The organism is Cupriavidus sp. TMH.W2, from assembly GCF_050847365.1.
Lineage (GTDB): Bacteria > Pseudomonadota > Gammaproteobacteria > Burkholderiales > Burkholderiaceae > Cupriavidus.
Genome location: NZ_CP193792.1, coordinates 1,866,586 through 1,883,137, shown reverse-complemented (window position 1 = coordinate 1,883,137; position 16,552 = coordinate 1,866,586). Strand labels below are relative to the sequence as shown.

13 protein-coding genes are annotated in these 16,552 nt (G+C 69.5%); 8 read left to right on the top strand and 5 right to left on the bottom strand.

Annotated features, from left to right (window positions below; genetic code table 11):
* Nucleotides 1-15: 15 nt before the first annotated feature.
* The 6 genes from ACREYQ_RS08635 to aspT are packed head-to-tail and all read left to right on the top strand — an operon-like array spanning nucleotide 16 to nucleotide 7,392.
* Complete coding sequence (locus ACREYQ_RS08635; RefSeq protein ID WP_432260309.1) at nucleotides 16-1,038, top strand: DUF58 domain-containing protein; 1,023 nt, start codon at nucleotides 16-18, stop codon at nucleotides 1,036-1,038.
* The gene (locus ACREYQ_RS08630) at nucleotides 1,035-1,574 is read left to right on the top strand and encodes a DUF4381 domain-containing protein (protein ID WP_432260308.1); all 540 of its coding nucleotides are present in this window, start codon (nucleotides 1,035-1,037) and stop codon (nucleotides 1,572-1,574) included. The genes ACREYQ_RS08635 and ACREYQ_RS08630 overlap by 4 nt, the downstream gene beginning before the upstream one ends.
* Nucleotides 1,561-2,610, top strand: coding sequence for a vWA domain-containing protein (locus ACREYQ_RS08625; RefSeq protein WP_432260307.1), 1,050 nt, complete (start codon nucleotides 1,561-1,563; stop codon nucleotides 2,608-2,610). Before ACREYQ_RS08630 ends, ACREYQ_RS08625 begins: the two co-directional genes overlap by 14 nt.
* Nucleotides 2,610-4,265, top strand: coding sequence for a VWA domain-containing protein (locus ACREYQ_RS08620; protein WP_432260306.1), 1,656 nt, complete (start codon nucleotides 2,610-2,612; stop codon nucleotides 4,263-4,265). Before ACREYQ_RS08625 ends, ACREYQ_RS08620 begins: the two co-directional genes overlap by 1 nt.
* Nucleotides 4,262-5,650, top strand: coding sequence for a BatD family protein (locus ACREYQ_RS08615; RefSeq protein WP_432260305.1), 1,389 nt, complete (start codon nucleotides 4,262-4,264; stop codon nucleotides 5,648-5,650). The genes ACREYQ_RS08620 and ACREYQ_RS08615 overlap by 4 nt, the downstream gene beginning before the upstream one ends.
* Nucleotides 5,651-5,694: 44 nt before the next feature.
* Nucleotides 5,695-7,392: an aspartate-alanine antiporter gene (gene aspT, locus ACREYQ_RS08610; RefSeq protein WP_432260304.1), complete on the top strand. Its 1,698-nt coding sequence runs from the start codon at nucleotides 5,695-5,697 to the stop codon at nucleotides 7,390-7,392.
* 55 nt (nucleotides 7,393-7,447) lie between these two features.
* Here aspT and ACREYQ_RS08605 read toward each other — a convergent pair whose 3' ends face one another.
* Nucleotides 7,448-7,618, bottom strand: coding sequence for a hypothetical protein (locus ACREYQ_RS08605; RefSeq protein WP_432260303.1), 171 nt, complete (start codon nucleotides 7,616-7,618; stop codon nucleotides 7,448-7,450).
* 197 nt (nucleotides 7,619-7,815) lie between these two features.
* Between ACREYQ_RS08605 and ACREYQ_RS08600 the strand changes: the two genes are divergently transcribed.
* Together ACREYQ_RS08600 and ACREYQ_RS08595 are read left to right on the top strand one after the other, a co-directional pair.
* Nucleotides 7,816-7,938: a hypothetical protein gene (locus ACREYQ_RS08600; RefSeq protein WP_432260302.1), complete on the top strand. Its 123-nt coding sequence runs from the start codon at nucleotides 7,816-7,818 to the stop codon at nucleotides 7,936-7,938.
* 290 nt (nucleotides 7,939-8,228) lie between these two features.
* Entirely contained in the window at nucleotides 8,229-9,074 is an 846-nt protein-coding gene (locus ACREYQ_RS08595; RefSeq protein ID WP_432260301.1) for a class II glutamine amidotransferase, read from the top strand.
* A 3-nt stretch (nucleotides 9,075-9,077) separates the two neighbouring features.
* Here the strand turns inward: ACREYQ_RS08595 and ACREYQ_RS08590 are convergent, their stop codons facing one another.
* The 4 genes from ACREYQ_RS08590 to rpoD all read right to left on the bottom strand — a co-directional run bounded on the left by ACREYQ_RS08590 (nucleotide 9,078) and on the right by rpoD (nucleotide 16,405).
* The gene (locus ACREYQ_RS08590; RefSeq protein WP_432260300.1) at nucleotides 9,078-11,885 is read right to left on the bottom strand and encodes an Hsp70 family protein; all 2,808 of its coding nucleotides are present in this window, start codon (nucleotides 11,883-11,885) and stop codon (nucleotides 9,078-9,080) included.
* Entirely contained in the window at nucleotides 11,878-13,725 is a 1,848-nt protein-coding gene (locus ACREYQ_RS08585) for an Hsp70 family protein (RefSeq protein ID WP_432260299.1), read from the bottom strand. The genes ACREYQ_RS08590 and ACREYQ_RS08585 overlap by 8 nt, the downstream gene beginning before the upstream one ends.
* Complete coding sequence (locus ACREYQ_RS08580) at nucleotides 13,722-14,288, bottom strand: DUF2760 domain-containing protein (RefSeq protein WP_432260298.1); 567 nt, start codon at nucleotides 14,286-14,288, stop codon at nucleotides 13,722-13,724. Before ACREYQ_RS08580 ends, ACREYQ_RS08585 begins: the two co-directional genes overlap by 4 nt.
* Nucleotides 14,289-14,437: 149 nt before the next feature.
* Nucleotides 14,438-16,405: an RNA polymerase sigma factor RpoD gene (gene rpoD, locus ACREYQ_RS08575; protein WP_432260297.1), complete on the bottom strand. Its 1,968-nt coding sequence runs from the start codon at nucleotides 16,403-16,405 to the stop codon at nucleotides 14,438-14,440.
* Between the last annotated feature and the right edge of the window lie 147 nt (nucleotides 16,406-16,552).

Here is a 16,552-nt window from a genome sequence, read left to right as displayed (position 1 = left end):
GACGGGGCCAAGCCGATGCGCCTGCCGTTCCGCGCCATCGCCCGTGCCGCGCCCTCAGCGGTGCAAGGGCCGTCTTCAACTGCCATCGCCGGCGTCAGCGTGGACGCCGCGGCGCTGGCGGCCCTGGAAGCCGCTGCGCGCGACTTTCACTTCCTGCCGCGCCAGCCGGTCCACAGCGTGCTGGCCGGGCGCCATGCGTCCAAGGTGCGCGGGCGCGGGCTGACCTTTGAAGAGCTGCGCCTGTACCTGCCCGGCGACGATATCCGCAGCATGGACTGGCGCGTGACCGCCCGCACCGGCAAGCCGCATGTGCGCGTCTACGCCGAGGAAAAGGATCGTCCGGTGCTGCTGGTGGTGGACCAGCGCATCAATATGTTCTTCGGCAGCCGGCGCGCGATGAAATCCGTCAGCGCGGCCGAGGCTGCGGCATTGGCCGCCTGGCGCGTGCTGGCCGAAGGCGACCGCGTCGGCGGCGTGGTGTTCGGTGATGCCAAGACCGAGGAGTTCACGCCGCGCCGCAGCCGCGAAGCCGTGCAGCAGCTGCTGGGCGGCATCGCCCGCTTCAACCAGGCCCTGCGTGCCGATGCGCCGGCACGGCGTGCAGCAGGGGAGCTGAACGCGGCGCTGGAGCGTACCGCGCGCATGGCGCGCCACGACGGCCTGGTCATCGTCATCAGCGATTTCGACGGCCACGATGACCGCACCCGCGACCTGATGCTGGAAATAGCCGCCCGCAACGACGCGCTGACCATCCTGGTCCACGATCCCTTCCTGAGCGAGTTGCCGGAGTCCGGCCAGCTGGTGGTCAGCGACGGCGAGCTGCAGGTGGAACTGGGCTTTGGCCACGCGGCCACGCGGCGCAGTATTGCCGGCTTTGTCGACGCGCATGCGAGGGCACTGCTGGACTGGCACCATGCCGTCGGCGTGCCGCTGCTGCCGCTGTCGACGGCCGAAGAGACCGCGCTGCAATTGCGGCGCCTGCTGGGCCGGCCGCTGCAGCAGGCGCCGGTGCGGCAACGCGCAGGAGGGGCGCGATGAGCCTCACGCACAGCACTGCCTCCGGGGTCGCGGACAGCACGGGCGTGGCGACACTGGCGACACTTGCCGACGTCGCCGTGCCCCCGCCGCCATCGTGGGCGCCGCAAACCATTGGCTGGCCGATCGCTGGCGCCTTGCTGCTGCTGGCCCTGGCATGGGCCGGCTGGCGTGCGTGGCGGCGCTACCGCGCCAACCGCTACCGGCGCGAGGCGCTCGCGGAACTGGCCGCACTGCCGCTGAGCGAAGACCCTGCGCATCGCGTCGCAGCGCTGCGGCAGATGGCTGCATTGCTCAAGCGCACCGCACTGGCGGCCTGGCCGCGCGCACAGGTTGCCAGTCTGGCCGGCAGCGGCTGGGCCGACTTCCTGCGTGCGCACGCCGGTCGCGCACAAGAGGGCGCGCCGCTGCTGGCGGCACTGGTGCAGGACGCCGAATACCGCGACGACGCGGTGCTGGCGCAATGGCCCGACACCCAGGTGCAGGCCGTGGCCGGCGCGTGCCGGCGCTGGATTGCGGAGCACCATGTACCAGTTTGAATATCCCTGGCTCTTCGTGCTGCTGCCGCTGCCGTTGCTGCTGTGGTGGTGGCTGCCGCCGTACCACGAGGAAAGCCCGTCGGTGCGCCTGCCGTTCTTTGGCGAGGTGGCCAGTGCCGCCGGCCTGACCCCGGCCACCGGCGCGGTGGTGCCGCGCCGCAACCGGCTGCAATGGGTGCTGGCGCCGCTGGCGTGGGCCCTGGTGGTGACGGCGCTGGCGCGGCCGCAGTTCCTGGAAGCGCCGATCCAGAAGGTGCAGCCGGCGCGCGACCTGCTGATCGCGCTCGACCTGTCGCAGTCGATGGACACGCGCGACTTCCGCGATCCGTCCGGAGCACCGGTTCCGCGCGTGCAGGCAGTGCGGCAGGTGGTCAGCGATTTCGTCGCCAGGCGCCCCGGCGACCGCATCGGCCTGATCGTGTTTGGCGACGCGCCGTATCCGCTGGCGCCGTTCACGCTGGACCACCAGCTGGTGCAGACGCTGATCACCGGCCTGCTGCCGGGCATGGCCGGGCCGAGCACGGCGCTGGGTGATGCCATCGGGCTCGGCATCAAGATGTTCGGGCACAGCGAAGCGTCCGAGAAAGTGCTGATCGTGCTGACCGACGGTAACGACACCGCGAGCCGGATGCCGCCGGAGCGCGCCGGCGGCATCGCGAAGGAGCGGAAGGTGGTGGTGCATACCATCGGCATCGGCAATCCCAATGCGTCGGGCGAGGAGAAGGTCGATCTCGGCGTGCTGCAGCGGCTGGCGGCGCAGACCGGCGGGCGCTATTTCTTCGGCGCCGACGAGGCCGGGCTGGAGACCATCTACGCGACGCTCGACCAGATCACCCCGCATCTCCAGAAGACGCTGTCATGGCGGCCGCGGCGCGAGTTGTTCATGTGGCCGCTGGGCGCGGCGCTGGCGCTGGTGCTGGTGTACCAGTTGCTGATGTTCGGCTACTCGGCGTGGTGGTTGTCGCGCCCGCCGCGCCCGCGCCGCACGGCTGCCGACGCCGACGACATGGCGCATGCCAGCGGGGAGGGGCGCTGATGCAGACGCTGCTCGATACGCTTGCTCACTTCCATTTCCTGCGCCCGTGGTGGCTGCTGGTGCTGGTGCCGGCCGCGCTGCTGGTGTGGGCGGTGCAGCGCCGCGGCGACGTGCGGCGGCGCTGGCGCCAGACCATTGCGCCGCACCTGCTCGATGCGCTGATGATCGGCGAACGCCGCCGCGTCGCATTGCGCCCGGTGCACCTGACCGCGCTGCTGCTGGCACTGGGCGCCATCGCGCTGGCGGGGCCGAGCTGGCGGCAGGAGCGCCCACCGTTCCTGGACGACAAGGCACCGCTGGCGATTGCCGTGGACCTGTCGCGCACCATGGACGCGGTGGATGTCACCCCCACGCGGCTGGAGCGCGCCAAGCTCAAGATCAAGGCGCTGCTGGCGCGCCGCGACGGCGGCCGCACGGCGATCTATGCCTATGCCGGCTCCACCCACCTGGTGCTGCCGCTGACGGACGACACCAGCCTGCTGCAGACCTTTGTCGATGCGCTGCAGACCCGCATCATGCCGGTGCCCGGCCGCGACATGGCGCAGGCGCTGCGCACCATCGACGCCGACCTGGCGCATGAGCCGGTGCCCGGCACCATCCTGTTCCTGACCGACGGCGTCGACCCCGCCGCCGCCAGGGCGTTCCGCGCGCAGGCGGATAGCGGCCGCAGCCAGCCGGTGGTGCTGGCCATCGGCACGGAGCAGGGCGGGCCGCTGCGTAATGTCGAAGGTGCCGAGGGCGGCTTAGTCGAGCAGGACGGGGCGCGCGTGTTCGCGCGGCTGGATGTGGCGGCGTTCAAGCGCTTCGGCGACGACAGCGGCGTGCCGGTAGCCACCTTCACGCCCGGCAGCGACGACGACGTGGCCTGGGTGCAGCGCCATGTGCAGTCACACCTCGAACAGATGCAGGCCGGCGAGCGCACGCGCTGGAAGGATGAAGGCTGGTGGCTGGTGCTGCCGATTACGCTGCTGGCCATGCTGTGGTTCCGCAAGGGCTGGACCGTGCGCTGGACCGCCGGCCTGCTGCTGGCGCTTGCGCTCGCCGCGCCGCAGCCGGGCCTGCGCGCGCAGCAGGCCGATGCCGCGCGCCCGTGGCGCTTTGCCGACCTCTGGCTGACGCATGACCAGCAAGGCCGCCGCGCCTTCGAGCAGGGCGACTTCGCGCGGGCTGCAACGCTGTTCGACGATGCGATGTGGCGCGGCATCGCCCAGTATCGCGCAGGCCAGTATGCGCAGGCGGTGCAGAGCTTTGCGCTGGTCGATTCGCCGCAGGCTGACTACAACCAGGGCAATGCGCTGGCACGCCAGGGTCAGTACAAACAGGCCGCCGCGCGCTATCGGCAGGCGCTCAGGCGCCAGCCGCAATGGCCGGCGGCCACGGCCAACCTGGCGCTGATGGAAAAGCTGCTGGCGCAGCACAAGCCAATGGACAAGCAGGATCCCGATGACCAGGAAGAGCCCCCCGACGTGCCGCCGGACGAGGTCAAGTACGACGCCGCGAAGCCGCCGGAGCAGGGTGGCCAGTCCATGCATATTGGCCTGACACAGGACGCCGAGATGTGGATGCGCGCGATCCAGACCACGCCGACCGACCTGCTGCAGCGCAAGTTCGCGCTGCAGCGCGGGCAGGCCGCGCCGCAGCAAGGGCAGCGATGAGCGGCCGCGCCGTGTGGCATCGCGCGTGGCTGCGGCACCTTGCGCCGCTGGTCTTGCTGATGGCGGCGTTGCTGCTGCCCATGCTGTCGCGTGCCGCGGCCGGGCCCATCGTGCGCGTGGAAGTGGGCGCGAAGCAGCCGGTGCTGGCGGGCCAGCAGGTCAGCATCGACGTCACCATCCTGGCGCCCAACTTCTTCCTGTCGGCGCCGGCTTTCCCGGTGCTGCAGGTGCAGGGCGCCATCGTCACCATGCCGGATGAGCGTGCGCTGAATACGACCGAATCCATCGACGGCTTTGCCTACGCTGGCATCCGCAAGACCTACGCCTTCACCGCCGAGCAGGATGGCGATTTCCAGTTGCCACAGGCGACCATCCGCTTTACCTACGCAGGCGATGACGGCGCGCCGCGCGAAGGCAGCGTCACCTTGCCCGCCACACTGATCCGGGCCGGCGCCGGTGGCGCGGTCACCGCGGGGAGCACCGCGGGGCGGCCATTGCTGCCGGTGGCACGGCTCACCGTGACGCAGGCGCTGGACCATGCCGCCGGCGACGGCGCGGTACGGCTGCACGCGGGCGATGCGCTGGTGCGCACCGTCACCACCTTTGCGCCGCAGACCCAGGCAATGATGATCCATCCCCCGCACGCCGCGGCGCCGCGCGGCGTGCGCGTGTTCAGCGCCGATCCGCGGCTGTCCGACCACGCCCAGGGCGCGCCCGGGCCGGGCGGCACGCGCGTGGATGCCATCACTTACGTCTTCGAACGGACTGGCACCTACACGCTGCCGGCGGTGACCGTGGACTGGGTCGACCCGGCCACGCGCAAGCCGGCAAAGTCCGAAGCGCCCGCGGTCAAGGTGGTGGTGGCCGCCGCGCGCACCGCCGGCACGCTGGCGCCGGGCGGGCCGTCGGCAAGCGCGCTGCCGGGTGAGGGCGGCCTGCCGTGGCGGTCGTTGCTGCGGGGTGCGGTGGCGCTGCTGGCCGTGCTGGCAGCCGGGCTGCTGTGGTGGCGGCTGCAGCCGCAGCTGGCGCGGCTGCGGCAACGACTGGCCGAGCGCCGGCGCGCCCGGGCCGAGGGTGCCGACGCGCGGCTGGCGGCAACGCTCCAGGCCTGCCAGGCCGGCGCTGCCGCAGCCGCCAGCCAGGCGCTGCGCGCCTGGACCCGCATCGCCCACGGCACCACGCCTGCGGCGTGGGCAGAAGGGGTTGGCGATGCCGGGCTTGCCGATGCCGTGACCGGCCTGCAACGCCACCTTTATGGTGCGATGCCCGCCCAGGCTGCCTGGGATGGCAAAGCGCTGGCCCAGGCCCTGCAACGGCACGCCCGAACCGCACCAGCGCACCCGCACCGGCAGGCCGTTCCGGCGCTGCCTCCGCTCAATCCCTGATCGGCCACTGACGATTCGCTCCCCGCAAACAATAAATTCGCCCCATGAAATGTTCCGTTGACCTGTTTGCTGCCAACCCCCTGATGGTGCTGTTCATTACCGTGGGCCTTGGCTACTTCGTCGGCAAGGCGCGTGTCGGCCCGATCCAGCTGGGCGGCGTCTGCGGCACGCTGATCGTCGCGCTGTTCATGGGGCAGACCGGCTGCCAGATGCATGGCGAGCTCAAGGACATGGCCTTTGCGCTGTTTATCTTCGCCATGGGCTATTCCGGCGGGCCGCAGTTCTTTGCCAACCTGAACCGCTCAAGCCTGCGCTATATGGTCTTGCCGGTGGTGGAGGCCATCGTCGTGCTGGCCATCGCGGTCGGCGCCGCCGCGTATCTTGGCTTCGATCCCGGCACTGCCGCCGGCCTGGCCGCCGGCGCGGCCACGGAATCCGCCGTAGTCGGCACAGCCGCCGAAGCCCTGAAACACCTGGGCCTGGACGCGGCCACTGTGAGCCGCTACGAGGCCAATATTGCCACGGCCTATACGCTGACCTACCTGGTCGGCCTGATCAGCATCGTGTTCTTCACCAGCCAGATCGCGCCGGCCTTGCTGGGCATCGATCTGCGCAAGGCGGCCAGGGAAGTCGCGGCAAGGATGGAGGCCGCGTCCGACGACGATGTTGCCACCCAACCCGCGCTGCCGCGCCTGATCGGGCGCGCGTACGCCGTGCATCAGGCGGCCGGCATGACCGTGGGCCAGCTCCAGCACCAGGTGGGCGGCCGGGCCTCTGTGGTCAAGGTGCTGCGGGCCGGCGCCGCCATCGACCTGGGCGATGACGACACCGTGCTGGCCGGCGATATCCTCGCCATGGTGGGCATCCGCAGCAATCTGCTGAAGGCTGCCGCCCTGATCGGGCCGGAAGTCCTGTTGCCCGAGGCCCACACGGATGCCATCCAGCTGGTCGAAAAGCAGCTCATCGTGAACAAGCCCCGCGTCAACGGCAAGACCCTGGGCGAACTGGCGCGGCAGGCCGGCGCGCGCCGCCTGCGCGAAGTCTGGATCCTGGAGGTGCGCCGCTCGGGCATGTCGCTGCCGATCACGCGTTCCACGCCGCTGCAGCATGGCGACGTGATCACCATCGTCGGCCTGGAGCCGTCGCTGTCCGAGGCTATCGCAGGCATCGGCGTGGAAGCCAAGGCCACCGAGGTCACCGACCTGGTGTTCCTGTGCGTGGGCATCCTGGCGGGCTTGCTGGTGGGCACGCTGACCCTGCGCGCGGGCGGCATGAACATTTCGCTCGGCAGCGGGGGCGGGGCGCTGCTCAGCGGGCTGGCGTTCGGGTGGATCAATTCGAGACGGCCATCGCTGGGCACCTTCCCGAGGTCGGCGGTGCAGATCCTGAAAGACCTGGGCCTGGCGGTGTTCGTCGCCTGCGTCGGCTTGTCGGCCGGACCGGATGCGATCTCGTTGATCCGCGAGCACGGTGCGGTCCTGCCACTGATCGGGCTGGCGGTGTCGCTAGGGCCGGCGTGCCTGTCCCTGTGGATCGGGCACAAGTTTCTCAAGATCGAAGGCCCGCTGCTGGTCGGCGCGATCGCCGGGCAGCACGTGAGCACCCCGGCGATCAGCGCCATCCTGGCGGCCAGCCAGAGTTCGGTGCCGTTGCTCGGCTACACCATCACGTATGCGATTGCCAACGTGCTGCTGCCGGTGCTGGGTCCGATCATTATTTCACTGGCGCACAGATTCACTTAGCTGCCAGGCAGGGGGGGCGCCGTGCGTGAAAACGCCCCTGGCGGCCGGCACGGAGTCATCGCCCCCTGGCAATGGCGCTGAGAACGCTGCTGCCCCGGGTCGTAATGCTGGGGCGCCAGCGTCCGGGATGGAATTCGCCAAGCTCAACCAGCTCTTGCTCGATGAGCGCATGGACAGCCGCACGGTCCAGGTCCTTGATGTTGGGCGTTGCTTCGTCGATCAACATGAGTGTGGCCACTTCATGAGGCGTTAGCATGGCTGTCTCCCGGGCGGGTGGGCTGGCTGGGGCTGGATTCCTCGGCAATCTTCGTTTCTGGCGCGAACATTCATTCAATGACGTGAACGGCAAGTCGTCAAGACAAAACTGTGACATTTCGCGGAGCGGTCTACCATGAAGTAATGGCTCAGAGGTCGTTGTCTCCCATGGGACTTATCTTCCACCAGCGTGGCCATCCGGAGTTGCCGCAGCACGGTGCCCGCTATTACCTGATGATCGGCGCAGGGCTTGTCGTGTTTGGGGCGCTGTATTTCCTGCTCTCCATGTAGCATCGCCGGCCGTTCGTGGCACGACCCGTTGATGTTTCGCGGGCCGTGGGCAGGCATTGGTGCCTGAATATGCGTGTTAAGGCATTTCTGGCTTGACCTGGCCGCTCGTCCCCTTGGCCGGCCGCACCGATAGCAGTTGCCGGGGCGAATCGCCTTGTACCCCCATGCTCTCCTCGCGCGGCGCATTACCGGCTGCCGCGCACTTTGCCGTTCGCGGCTTGCCGTCCTACAACTGGAGTGTGGGCCGGAAGGCACCGGGCCGCACTTGCCAAAGGTCGAGGAGGAGCATCATGTGCCGCTGGCTGGCTTACTCGGGCAGATCCGTTGCCCTGGAGACGGTTCTGTTCCAGCCGGAACACTCGCTGATCGACCAGAGCCTGAATTCGCGGCTGGGTCATACCACGACCAATGGGGATGGGTTCGGCGTCGGCTGGTACGGGCGTCATTCGGAAGTCCCGTTCCGCTACCGCTGCCTGCACCCGGCCTGGAGCGACACCAACCTGCGCGAGACGGCCAGGGCGGTGCGGGCGCCGCTGTTCGTGGCCCACGTGCGCGCGGCTACCGGCACGCCGACGCAGGAGACCAACTGCCATCCGTTCCGCTTCGGCCGCTGGCTGTTCGTCCATAACGGCCTGATCCGCGAATACCCGTTGCTGCGGCGCGACCTGATGATGGCGGTGGCGCCGCATCTGTTCCGCTGGATCGAGGGCTCGACCGATTCCGAGGTGATGTTCTTCCTGGCCCTGACCTTCGGCCTGGAGCGCGACCCGCTCGGCGCGCTGGAGCAGATGGCCGGGCTGATCGAGGACGTCGGGCACCGCTACGACGTGCAGTTTCCGCTGAACATGACGGTCTGCGTGACCGATGGCCAGCAGATCGTGGCGGTGCGATATTCGAGCGAAGCCAACTCGCGTTCACTGTTCCACAGCACCTCGTTCCGGCAGCTGCGCGCGCTCTACCCGGACGACCCGCGCATCGCCGCAGCCGGCGACGATGCCTTCCTGGTCCTGTCGGAGCCGCTGATCGACGTGCAGGGGGTGTGGGAGGAGATTCCCGAGGGGACCATCCTGGTTGCGCGGGGCGGCGAGATCGACGGCAACCGCTTCGTGCCGCGGATGCCAAGCCGGACGACGTGACCGCTACCCAGCGATCAGCTTGAGGCCGGCGGGCAGCGCCTCCCCAAATACCCGCCCTTCGTCGGCGGCATTCAGTTCCACGACTTCGCGCACCATCGCAATCCAGCTTTGCGGCGCGTTGGCCGCTTCCAGGCGGCGCACGACGCTGGCCCGGGCGTCGTCAGGCAGGTCCCGGGTGCGGTCGCCGGTCATGCGCGCGATCTGCACGGCGGCGAACGCGGCCGGCTCGACCTTTTTCCAGTCGAGCGCAAGGATGGCGTCCACCCAGCGCGCGGCGGTCCCGGCCGGCACGACGCTGTGCGCGCTGCCGTAGAACGGCCGGCGCGCGCCGATGCGGCCCACGGCCCACCAGCCCTGGTTGTTTTCCGATGGCTTGCGCAGCCGGGTCAGCAGCCATTCGGCCAGCTCGATCTTGGCGTCGGCGGGAATGCGCTCCAGCGAGCCGGCCAGGCGCACCATGTCGGCATACCCGCCCCGGGTGGGCCCGGCAGGCTTCTTGTAGCGGGCGCTGCCTGGTGGCTGCAGGTAGAAGGCCATGTCTTCCAGCAGGCGCAGCTGGGCGCTCTCGTCCAGGCCGCCCGCCGCGCGCCGCCACAGCGTCCACCACTCCGACCAGTTCTGGCTTTCGTTGACGTACTGGATGCCCTGGTCGTACTGCGACCAGAGCTGTTCCACGCGCCATTCGTCGAGCGGATAGCCGAAGCCCGGGCGCACGCAGTAGCCCGCCAGGTTCAGCCACAGGCGTTCATGGTCGGCAGTGCGCCGCCGCCGCCGGGCGCGCTCCCAGAAGGCGCCGAAGAGCTCACGCAGCAGGGCGCTGTCCCACTGCTCGCGCGCGCCCAGCAGCTGCTCCAGCTGCGCGCGCAGGCGCTTGACCTCCTTGGGGCCGACGTCCTGCGAGCGCGCGCCGAAGGTGCGGTCGATCGCCTCCAGGGCCTGGGGCAGGGACGGGTGCGCCGTGTCCGCCGCGGGCGCCGCTGCCGGGGCGTCGTTGCCGCGCAGCTGGAACTCAAGGCGCCATCGCTGCGCGGCATCTTCAATGTCGATGCAGTGGACTTCCAGCGTGCCGACCTCGGTCAGCGAGGTGGTGATCTGCACCGGCGTTTCGCGCGGGCCGCTGGCGCCGCGCGGCTGCACCACGGTGGCGATGGGCGGCAGGCGGACGAAGTCGCCCGTCGACAGGTCGGTCAGCTGGCCCGGCTGATAGGCCGTATCGGCGACGGAGGAAACCAGGTGGAACTGCACGGGATGCCCAAGCCGCAGGGCAAAGGTGCGATCGCTGAGGTGGATCTCATGGCCTTCTTCGGTGCCCCGTGGCAGCAGGCAGATCCCTTGCGGCCCCGACGCCCCATCCTCGAGCACCAGGAAATAGCTGCGCGGCGAGCCGCCGCCGATGCGCGGCGCCTGGCCGGCACGCGCCCGCGCATACGCGACCGCGCCGCGTGCCACGGCGATGTCGGGATCGGCATTGTGCAGGACCTGCAGCGGCGCGCCGCGCCAGCTGCCCAGCGTATCGGCGATGCGGCCGGCCAGGGCTTGCGCGCGGAACACGCCGCCGTTGAGCAACAGGGTGTCAGGCACCGGCAGCGCGTCATCCTGCGCGGGTGGCGCATCCAGTGCCGCCCGCGACTGCGCGGCGTGCTGGCCCAGGAAGGCGGCAACGTGCCGGGTGACGGCAGGGTCGGATGCATATGGCAGGCCGAATTCGACAATGGCCCCGCGCGCGCGGCCGGGCCTCTCGCTGGCCGGCACCTTGGGGAAGAAGCCGTCGACGACAAGCTGTTCGACTTCCTGCCGCGTCACTTCCACCGACCTTGCGCCGCCGATCAGTTTCGAGCCCGCGCCCAGCAGCGTCACCGTGACCGAGTCCGGTGCCTGCGCGCTCAGCAGCTGCTCCTTGGCGGCGCGGCAGCGTGCGACCAGCTGCGACAGGCTGGCCGCCGACAGCCGGGCCTGCACCGGCCCGCCGGAGCCCAGGCGCGCTTCGACCAGGTGCGCCAGGCCCAGGTCCATGTTGTCGCCGCCGAGCATCAGGTGGTTGCCCACGCCGATGCGGGTCAGCTGCGGCTGGCCGTCCTGCATCTCCACCCGGATCAGGGTGAGGTCGGTGGTGCCGCCGCCCACGTCGCAGATCAGCACCAGGCGGGTTTGCGCCAGGTCCGTGTCCAGGGTCCGGCGATGGTGGAACAGCCAGTCGTAGAGCGCGGCCTGCGGCTCCTCGAGCAGGCGCAGTGCGGGCAGCCCGGCCAGGCGTGCGGCCTCCAGCGTCAGCGCACGCGCGCCTTCGTCGAACGAGGCGGGCACGGTGAGGACCACGTCCTGGTCCTCGAGCCTGGCATCGGGAAAGCGGTGGTTCCATGCCGCGCACACATAGCCCAGGTAGCTGGCGCTGGCGACCACCGGCGAGATCTTGTCGAGGTCGTCGTCGCCGCCCCACGGCAGGATGGGCGCGGTGCGGTCGACCGAGGCATGCGACAGCCAGCTCTTTGCGCTGGCCACTAGGCGCCCCGGTACCTGCGCGCCGAGCGTCGCGGCCAGGCGGCCGAACACGGTCCGGCGCGCGGCCGCGCTGGCGGCGGATTGCCAGGGCAGCTGCAGGTCATCACCGCTGAGCTCGCCCGGCGCCGCGTGGTAGCGCACCGAGGGCAGCAGGGGGCGGGCCGCGACCTCGCCCGGGCTGACCAGCTGGTCGATATCGAAGACGCGGATATCGTCGGAACCGGCCTTCGCATAGGCGACGACCGTGTTGCTGGTGCCCAGGTCAATGCCGACGACATATTGCTTCGTCGCCGGTTTCGGGGCTTCAGGCATCGGCGTTGCCGCGCACGTCGAACTCGACCTTCCAGCGCTCGGCGCTGCCGCGGGGCACGGCTTCGAGTTCCAGCGTGCCGGCCTCGGTCACCCGCGCATGCAGCCTGACCGGTACCACTTCGCCCGCGTTGCGGCCTTCGGCGGGCAGGGTTGCCTGGATTTCTTCCAGTTCCTGCAGTTCCTCCGGCCCCCAATAGTCCAGCAGGGTGCCGACCTGGTCCTGGCGGCGCACCGACGAACCAAAGAAACGGAAGTGCACGGGTTCGCCCACCACCAGGCCGAATTCCTGCGGCGGCAGTTCGGCCTCGGTGCCTTCTTCCATGCCGAACGGCGCCACGCACAGGGCCTGGATCGGCGGTTCGAAGCCAGGCACGGCCGGCATCGACGATTCCACGGCGATATAGTACGAGCGCGCGGTGCCGCCACGAATCCGCACCCCCTTGCCGCGCCGCACGTAGCCGTAATAGGCGGCGCCGCGTGCCACGGCCAGGTCCAGCTCGGCGCCGTCAAGCAGGCGGGCCGGGGCCGCGCCTTCCGCGGCCAGCCAGCCGTTGAGCGTCTGCAGGAAGCGCTCCGCCAGCAGGCCCGACTTGAATACGCCGCCATTGAACAGGACGGCGCTCGGGTGCAGGAAGGTCGCGCCTTCCGGCTGTACGCCTTGCAGGCCTTCGACTTCGGCCAGTGCCGCCACCTGGCGGCCCAGAAACGCGGCCAGGTGCCGCGTGACGGCGGCATCCTGCGCATAGGGCAGGCCCAGCTGGGTCAGGCCGGCGCGGGCCCGGCTCACCGGGCGGGCCGAGGCCTCGACTTGCGGGAAGAAACCTTCCAGGATGGTCTGGGTCAGCTCGGCGCGGGTCAGGTCCGTGCGGATCGAGCCGCCAATCAGCTTGGAGCCGCGGCTGGGCACGACCAGCGGCACGGTGTCGGTGGCCGGGTCGGTCAGCAGGGTTTCCTTGGCGGCGCGGCAGGCATAGGTCAGCGCGCGCAGTTGCCACGGGTCGGCCTGCGTGCCCTGGGCGGCCAGCTTGCGGGCCACCACGTGGGCCAGGGCCAGGTCCATGTTGTCGCCGCCGAGCAGGATATGGTCGCCGACCGCGATCCGATGCAGTTCAAGGTTGCCCTCGCGCTCGATCACGGCGATCAGCGACAGGTCGGTGGTGCCGCCGCCGACGTCAACCACCAGGATGACGTCGCCGACCTTCACCTGCTTGCGCCACTGGCCGCCGCTGTTCTGGATCCAGCTATAGAGCGCTGCCTGGGGTTCCTCGAGCAGGGTCATGCGGGCATAGCCAGCCGCGGCGGCGGCCTCGGCCGTCAGTTCGCGCGCGGCCGGGTCGAACGAGGCCGGAATCGTCACGGTGACGTCCTGCTCGCCGAACGGCGCTTCGGGGTGGGCCTGGTCCCAGGCTTCGCGCAGGTGGGTCAGGTAGCGCACCGAGGCTTCCAGCGGCGACACGCGCGTCACCTCGGGCGGCGCGTCGTTGGGCAGGATCGGCGCACGGCGGTCGACGCCGGGATGGCACAGCCAGCTCTTGGCGCTGGATACCAGGCGGATCGGCGTGGCCGCGCCGCGGCTGCGCGCCAGTTCGCCCACCGCGAAGTCGCGCTCGGCGTTCCACGGCAGCCGCAGGTCGCCCGGGGCCAGTTCGCTGGCGTGGGGCAGGTACAGGAAGGAGGGCAGCAGGTCGAGGTCTTCGACGGCCCCGGGCGCGGTCAGCTGCGTGATGGGCAGGACGCGCTGGCTGGTCTTCTCGCCATCGCTGGCGGCCAGGTCGACATAGGAAACCGCGCTGTGGGTGGTGCCCAGGTCGATGCCGATGGCATAGCGTGCGTCGCTCATAGCTCCACCTCGGCGGGGGCAATCACCGTGGCGTCATGGCGCTCGGCCACGCGCGGCAGGCGCACTTCCGCGACCTTCCAGCCGCGGTGGCTGATGCTGCCATGGAACGGCGCGTTGCCGACCACGTTGCCGGTCAGGCGGATGGCGCTGGCGTCAAAGCCGTCGGCCAGCGTCACGCGGCTGCCCTCGGCTTCCTCGCGCACCGGCCGGATGGTGAAATGCTCGCGCAGCACCGCGCGGCAGCCATCGTGCACCAGGCGGGCGGCGGCGCCGATCTCGGCGTCGGCATAGCGCGCGATGTCTTCCTCGACGAAGTCGACAAAGCGCGCGCCGCGCTGGAGCAATCCCAGCAACTGAAGGGCCGCCACCGGGCTGGCTTCCTTCAGCGCGGGTGCGGCAGCTTCAGCCACCGGCGCGGGGGCGGGCGCCGGCGCCGGGACGAATCCCTCACCGTCACGCAGGCGCTTGATACCGGCCGCGAGTTCGCGGTTGCCAAGGATGGCGAAGAAGGTGCCCACGGCAAGCGAGACCCTGCCGAAGAAAGATAGGTTCGAGTCAGTCATCCAAAAGCTCCTGTCTGCGCTGCAACGCCGTTCAGTTAAGGTGTCCCACTACCGTCATTCCCGCCTGCGCGGGAACGACGAGCCCTAATTGAACAGCATTACCCTGTCTGCGCTGTGTCAGTCGGCCAATCTGGTATTGCCGGCAAGTATCACGCGTCACGCAGGTAGGTGATCAGTTGATCCGCGCGGCTGGGATGCCGCAGCTTCTTCATGGCCTTGCTTTCGATCTGGCGAATCCGCTCGCGCGTGACATCGAACTGCTTGCCGACTTCCTCCAGCGTGTAGTCGGTCGACATGTCGATGCCAAAACGCATGCGCAGCACCTTGGCTTCGCGCGGCGAGAGCTCATCGAGCATCTCGCGCACCACGGCACGCAGGCCGGCCTGCAGCGCGGCGTCGGCCGGCGTGGCCGTGTCCGAGTCGGCAATCATGTCGCCCAGGCTGGTATCGCCATCCTCGCCGACCGGGGTTTCCATCGACACCGGCTCTTTCGCGATCTTCATGATCGAGCGGACCTTGTCCTCGGTCATGTCCAGGCGCTCGGCCAGCACCGCCGGATCGGGTTCCTTGCCGGTCTGCTGCATGATCTCGCGCGACAGGCGATTGAGCTTGTTGATCTGCTCGATCATATGCACCGGCACCCGGATGGTCCGGGCCTGGTCGGCGATCGCGCGCGTGACGGCCTGGCGGACCCACCACGTGGCGTAGGTCGAGAATTTCCAGCCGCGGCGATACTCGAACTTGTCGACCGCCTTCATCAGGCCGATGTTGCCCTCCTGGATCAGGTCCAGGAACTGCATCCCGCGGTTGGTGTACTTCTTGGCAATCGAGATCACCAGGCGCAGGTTGGCCTGCGTCATCTCATGCTTGGCCTGGCGCATCTGCCGCTCGGCGGCCAGCATCTTGCGGTTGACGGTCTTCAGTTCGGGCAGCGACAGGGCGGCGCGCGCCTGGATGTCGATCAGCTTTTGCTGATGCGCCTCAAGGTCCGGCAGCGCGCGCGCGACCGCCGCGCTGTACGGGCGCGATTCGGCGACAAGATCCTGGCCCCAGGCGAGGTTGGTTTCATTGCCGGGGAAGCGGGCGACGACGTCCTCACGCTCCATCCCGCAGCGCTCGACCAGCAGCTGGACCACCTGGCGCTCGACCACGCGGACCTCGTCGACCATGGCCTGGACATTGGCGCACAGGCGCTCGATGGTTCGCGCGGTGAACCGGATCGTGCGCAGTTCCTCGCGCACCGCATCGCGCGTGGCCAGGAAGGCTGCCGACGCCGTGCCGCCGGCTTCGCTTTCCTGGCGCATGCGCTCGAACTGCTCGGCGACGCGCGCAAAGCGCTTCATGCATTCGTCGCGCAGCCTGGCCAGGTCGGCTTCGGCGCTCTGCTGGCTGCTGCCTTCATCCGCGGCGTCGTCGGCGTCGTCATCGGCCTCGTCGGCGCTGTCGATGGTGTCGTCGGCCTCGTCAGCGGCCGCCGCGGCGACGGGCTCGGCACTGCTCTCGTCGCTCAGGCCGTCGACCAAGTCGTCGATGCTGATTTCATTGCTGGCGACCTTGGCCGACAGCTCGAGAATGGCGGCGACGGTGAACGGGCAGGCCGAGATGGCATGCACCATATTGTTCAGGCCATCCTCGATCCGCTTGGCGATCTCGACTTCCTGCTTGCGGGTAAGCAGCGTGGCCGAGCTCATCTCGCGCATGTACATGCGCACCGGGTCGGTGGTCCGGCCGAACTCGGAGTCCACGGTGGCCAGCGCCACCTCGGCCTCTTCTTCGGCCTGCTCGTCCGAGGCCACCACCGGGCCGTCGCTCAGCAGGAGGGTCTCGGCATCCGGCGTCTGCTCATAGATCTTCACGCCCATCTCGGCGAACGTGCTGACGATGCTTTCCATCGCCGCCGTGTCGGTGAAGTTTTCCGGCAGGTGGTCGCTGATATCCGCGTGGGTCAGGTAGCCGCGCTGCCTGCCCAGCTGGATCAGGGCGCGCAGTTGCTGGCTGCGCGCCGTGGCTTCCGCCGCGGGATCAGTCTGCGCCGTCGGCGCCGGGTTGGTCTGGCCAATGTCTTTGGCCGCTGCTGCTCGTGTTTTGGCTGCCGTTCGTTGTGCGCCGCTTGTCATCTACTACGGTTTCCTTCGTGCATCGCGTTTCGACGGCAGTGCGCACGATGGCGTGCGTTTTCGGACCTGCTGTCAAGGCTCGCGGGGGGTCTCGGTGGGGCGAGGGACAAAACCGGACGCCGCGACCGTTTGAATAGGGGCCGCATA

What these genes read in the sequence shown, in the direction of transcription:
- ACREYQ_RS08635 (WP_432260309.1), top strand. Translation starts at nt 16, where the DNA reads ATGCGCCTGCCGTTCCGCGCCATCGCCCGTGCCGCGCCCTCAGCGGTG.
- ACREYQ_RS08630 (WP_432260308.1), top strand. Translation starts at nt 1,035, where the DNA reads ATGAGCCTCACGCACAGCACTGCCTCCGGGGTCGCGGACAGCACGGGC.
- ACREYQ_RS08625 (WP_432260307.1), top strand. Translation starts at nt 1,561, where the DNA reads ATGTACCAGTTTGAATATCCCTGGCTCTTCGTGCTGCTGCCGCTGCCG.
- ACREYQ_RS08620 (WP_432260306.1), top strand. Translation starts at nt 2,610, where the DNA reads ATGCAGACGCTGCTCGATACGCTTGCTCACTTCCATTTCCTGCGCCCG.
- ACREYQ_RS08615 (WP_432260305.1), top strand. Translation starts at nt 4,262, where the DNA reads ATGAGCGGCCGCGCCGTGTGGCATCGCGCGTGGCTGCGGCACCTTGCG.
- aspT (WP_432260304.1), top strand. Translation starts at nt 5,695, where the DNA reads ATGAAATGTTCCGTTGACCTGTTTGCTGCCAACCCCCTGATGGTGCTG.
- ACREYQ_RS08605 (WP_432260303.1), bottom strand. Translation starts at nt 7,618, where the DNA reads ATGTTGATCGACGAAGCAACGCCCAACATCAAGGACCTGGACCGTGCG.
- ACREYQ_RS08600 (WP_432260302.1), top strand. Translation starts at nt 7,816, where the DNA reads ATGGGACTTATCTTCCACCAGCGTGGCCATCCGGAGTTGCCGCAGCAC.
- ACREYQ_RS08595 (WP_432260301.1), top strand. Translation starts at nt 8,229, where the DNA reads ATGTGCCGCTGGCTGGCTTACTCGGGCAGATCCGTTGCCCTGGAGACG.
- ACREYQ_RS08590 (WP_432260300.1), bottom strand. Translation starts at nt 11,885, where the DNA reads ATGCCTGAAGCCCCGAAACCGGCGACGAAGCAATATGTCGTCGGCATT.
- ACREYQ_RS08585 (WP_432260299.1), bottom strand. Translation starts at nt 13,725, where the DNA reads ATGAGCGACGCACGCTATGCCATCGGCATCGACCTGGGCACCACCCAC.
- ACREYQ_RS08580 (WP_432260298.1), bottom strand. Translation starts at nt 14,288, where the DNA reads ATGACTGACTCGAACCTATCTTTCTTCGGCAGGGTCTCGCTTGCCGTG.
- rpoD (WP_432260297.1), bottom strand. Translation starts at nt 16,405, where the DNA reads ATGACAAGCGGCGCACAACGAACGGCAGCCAAAACACGAGCAGCAGCG.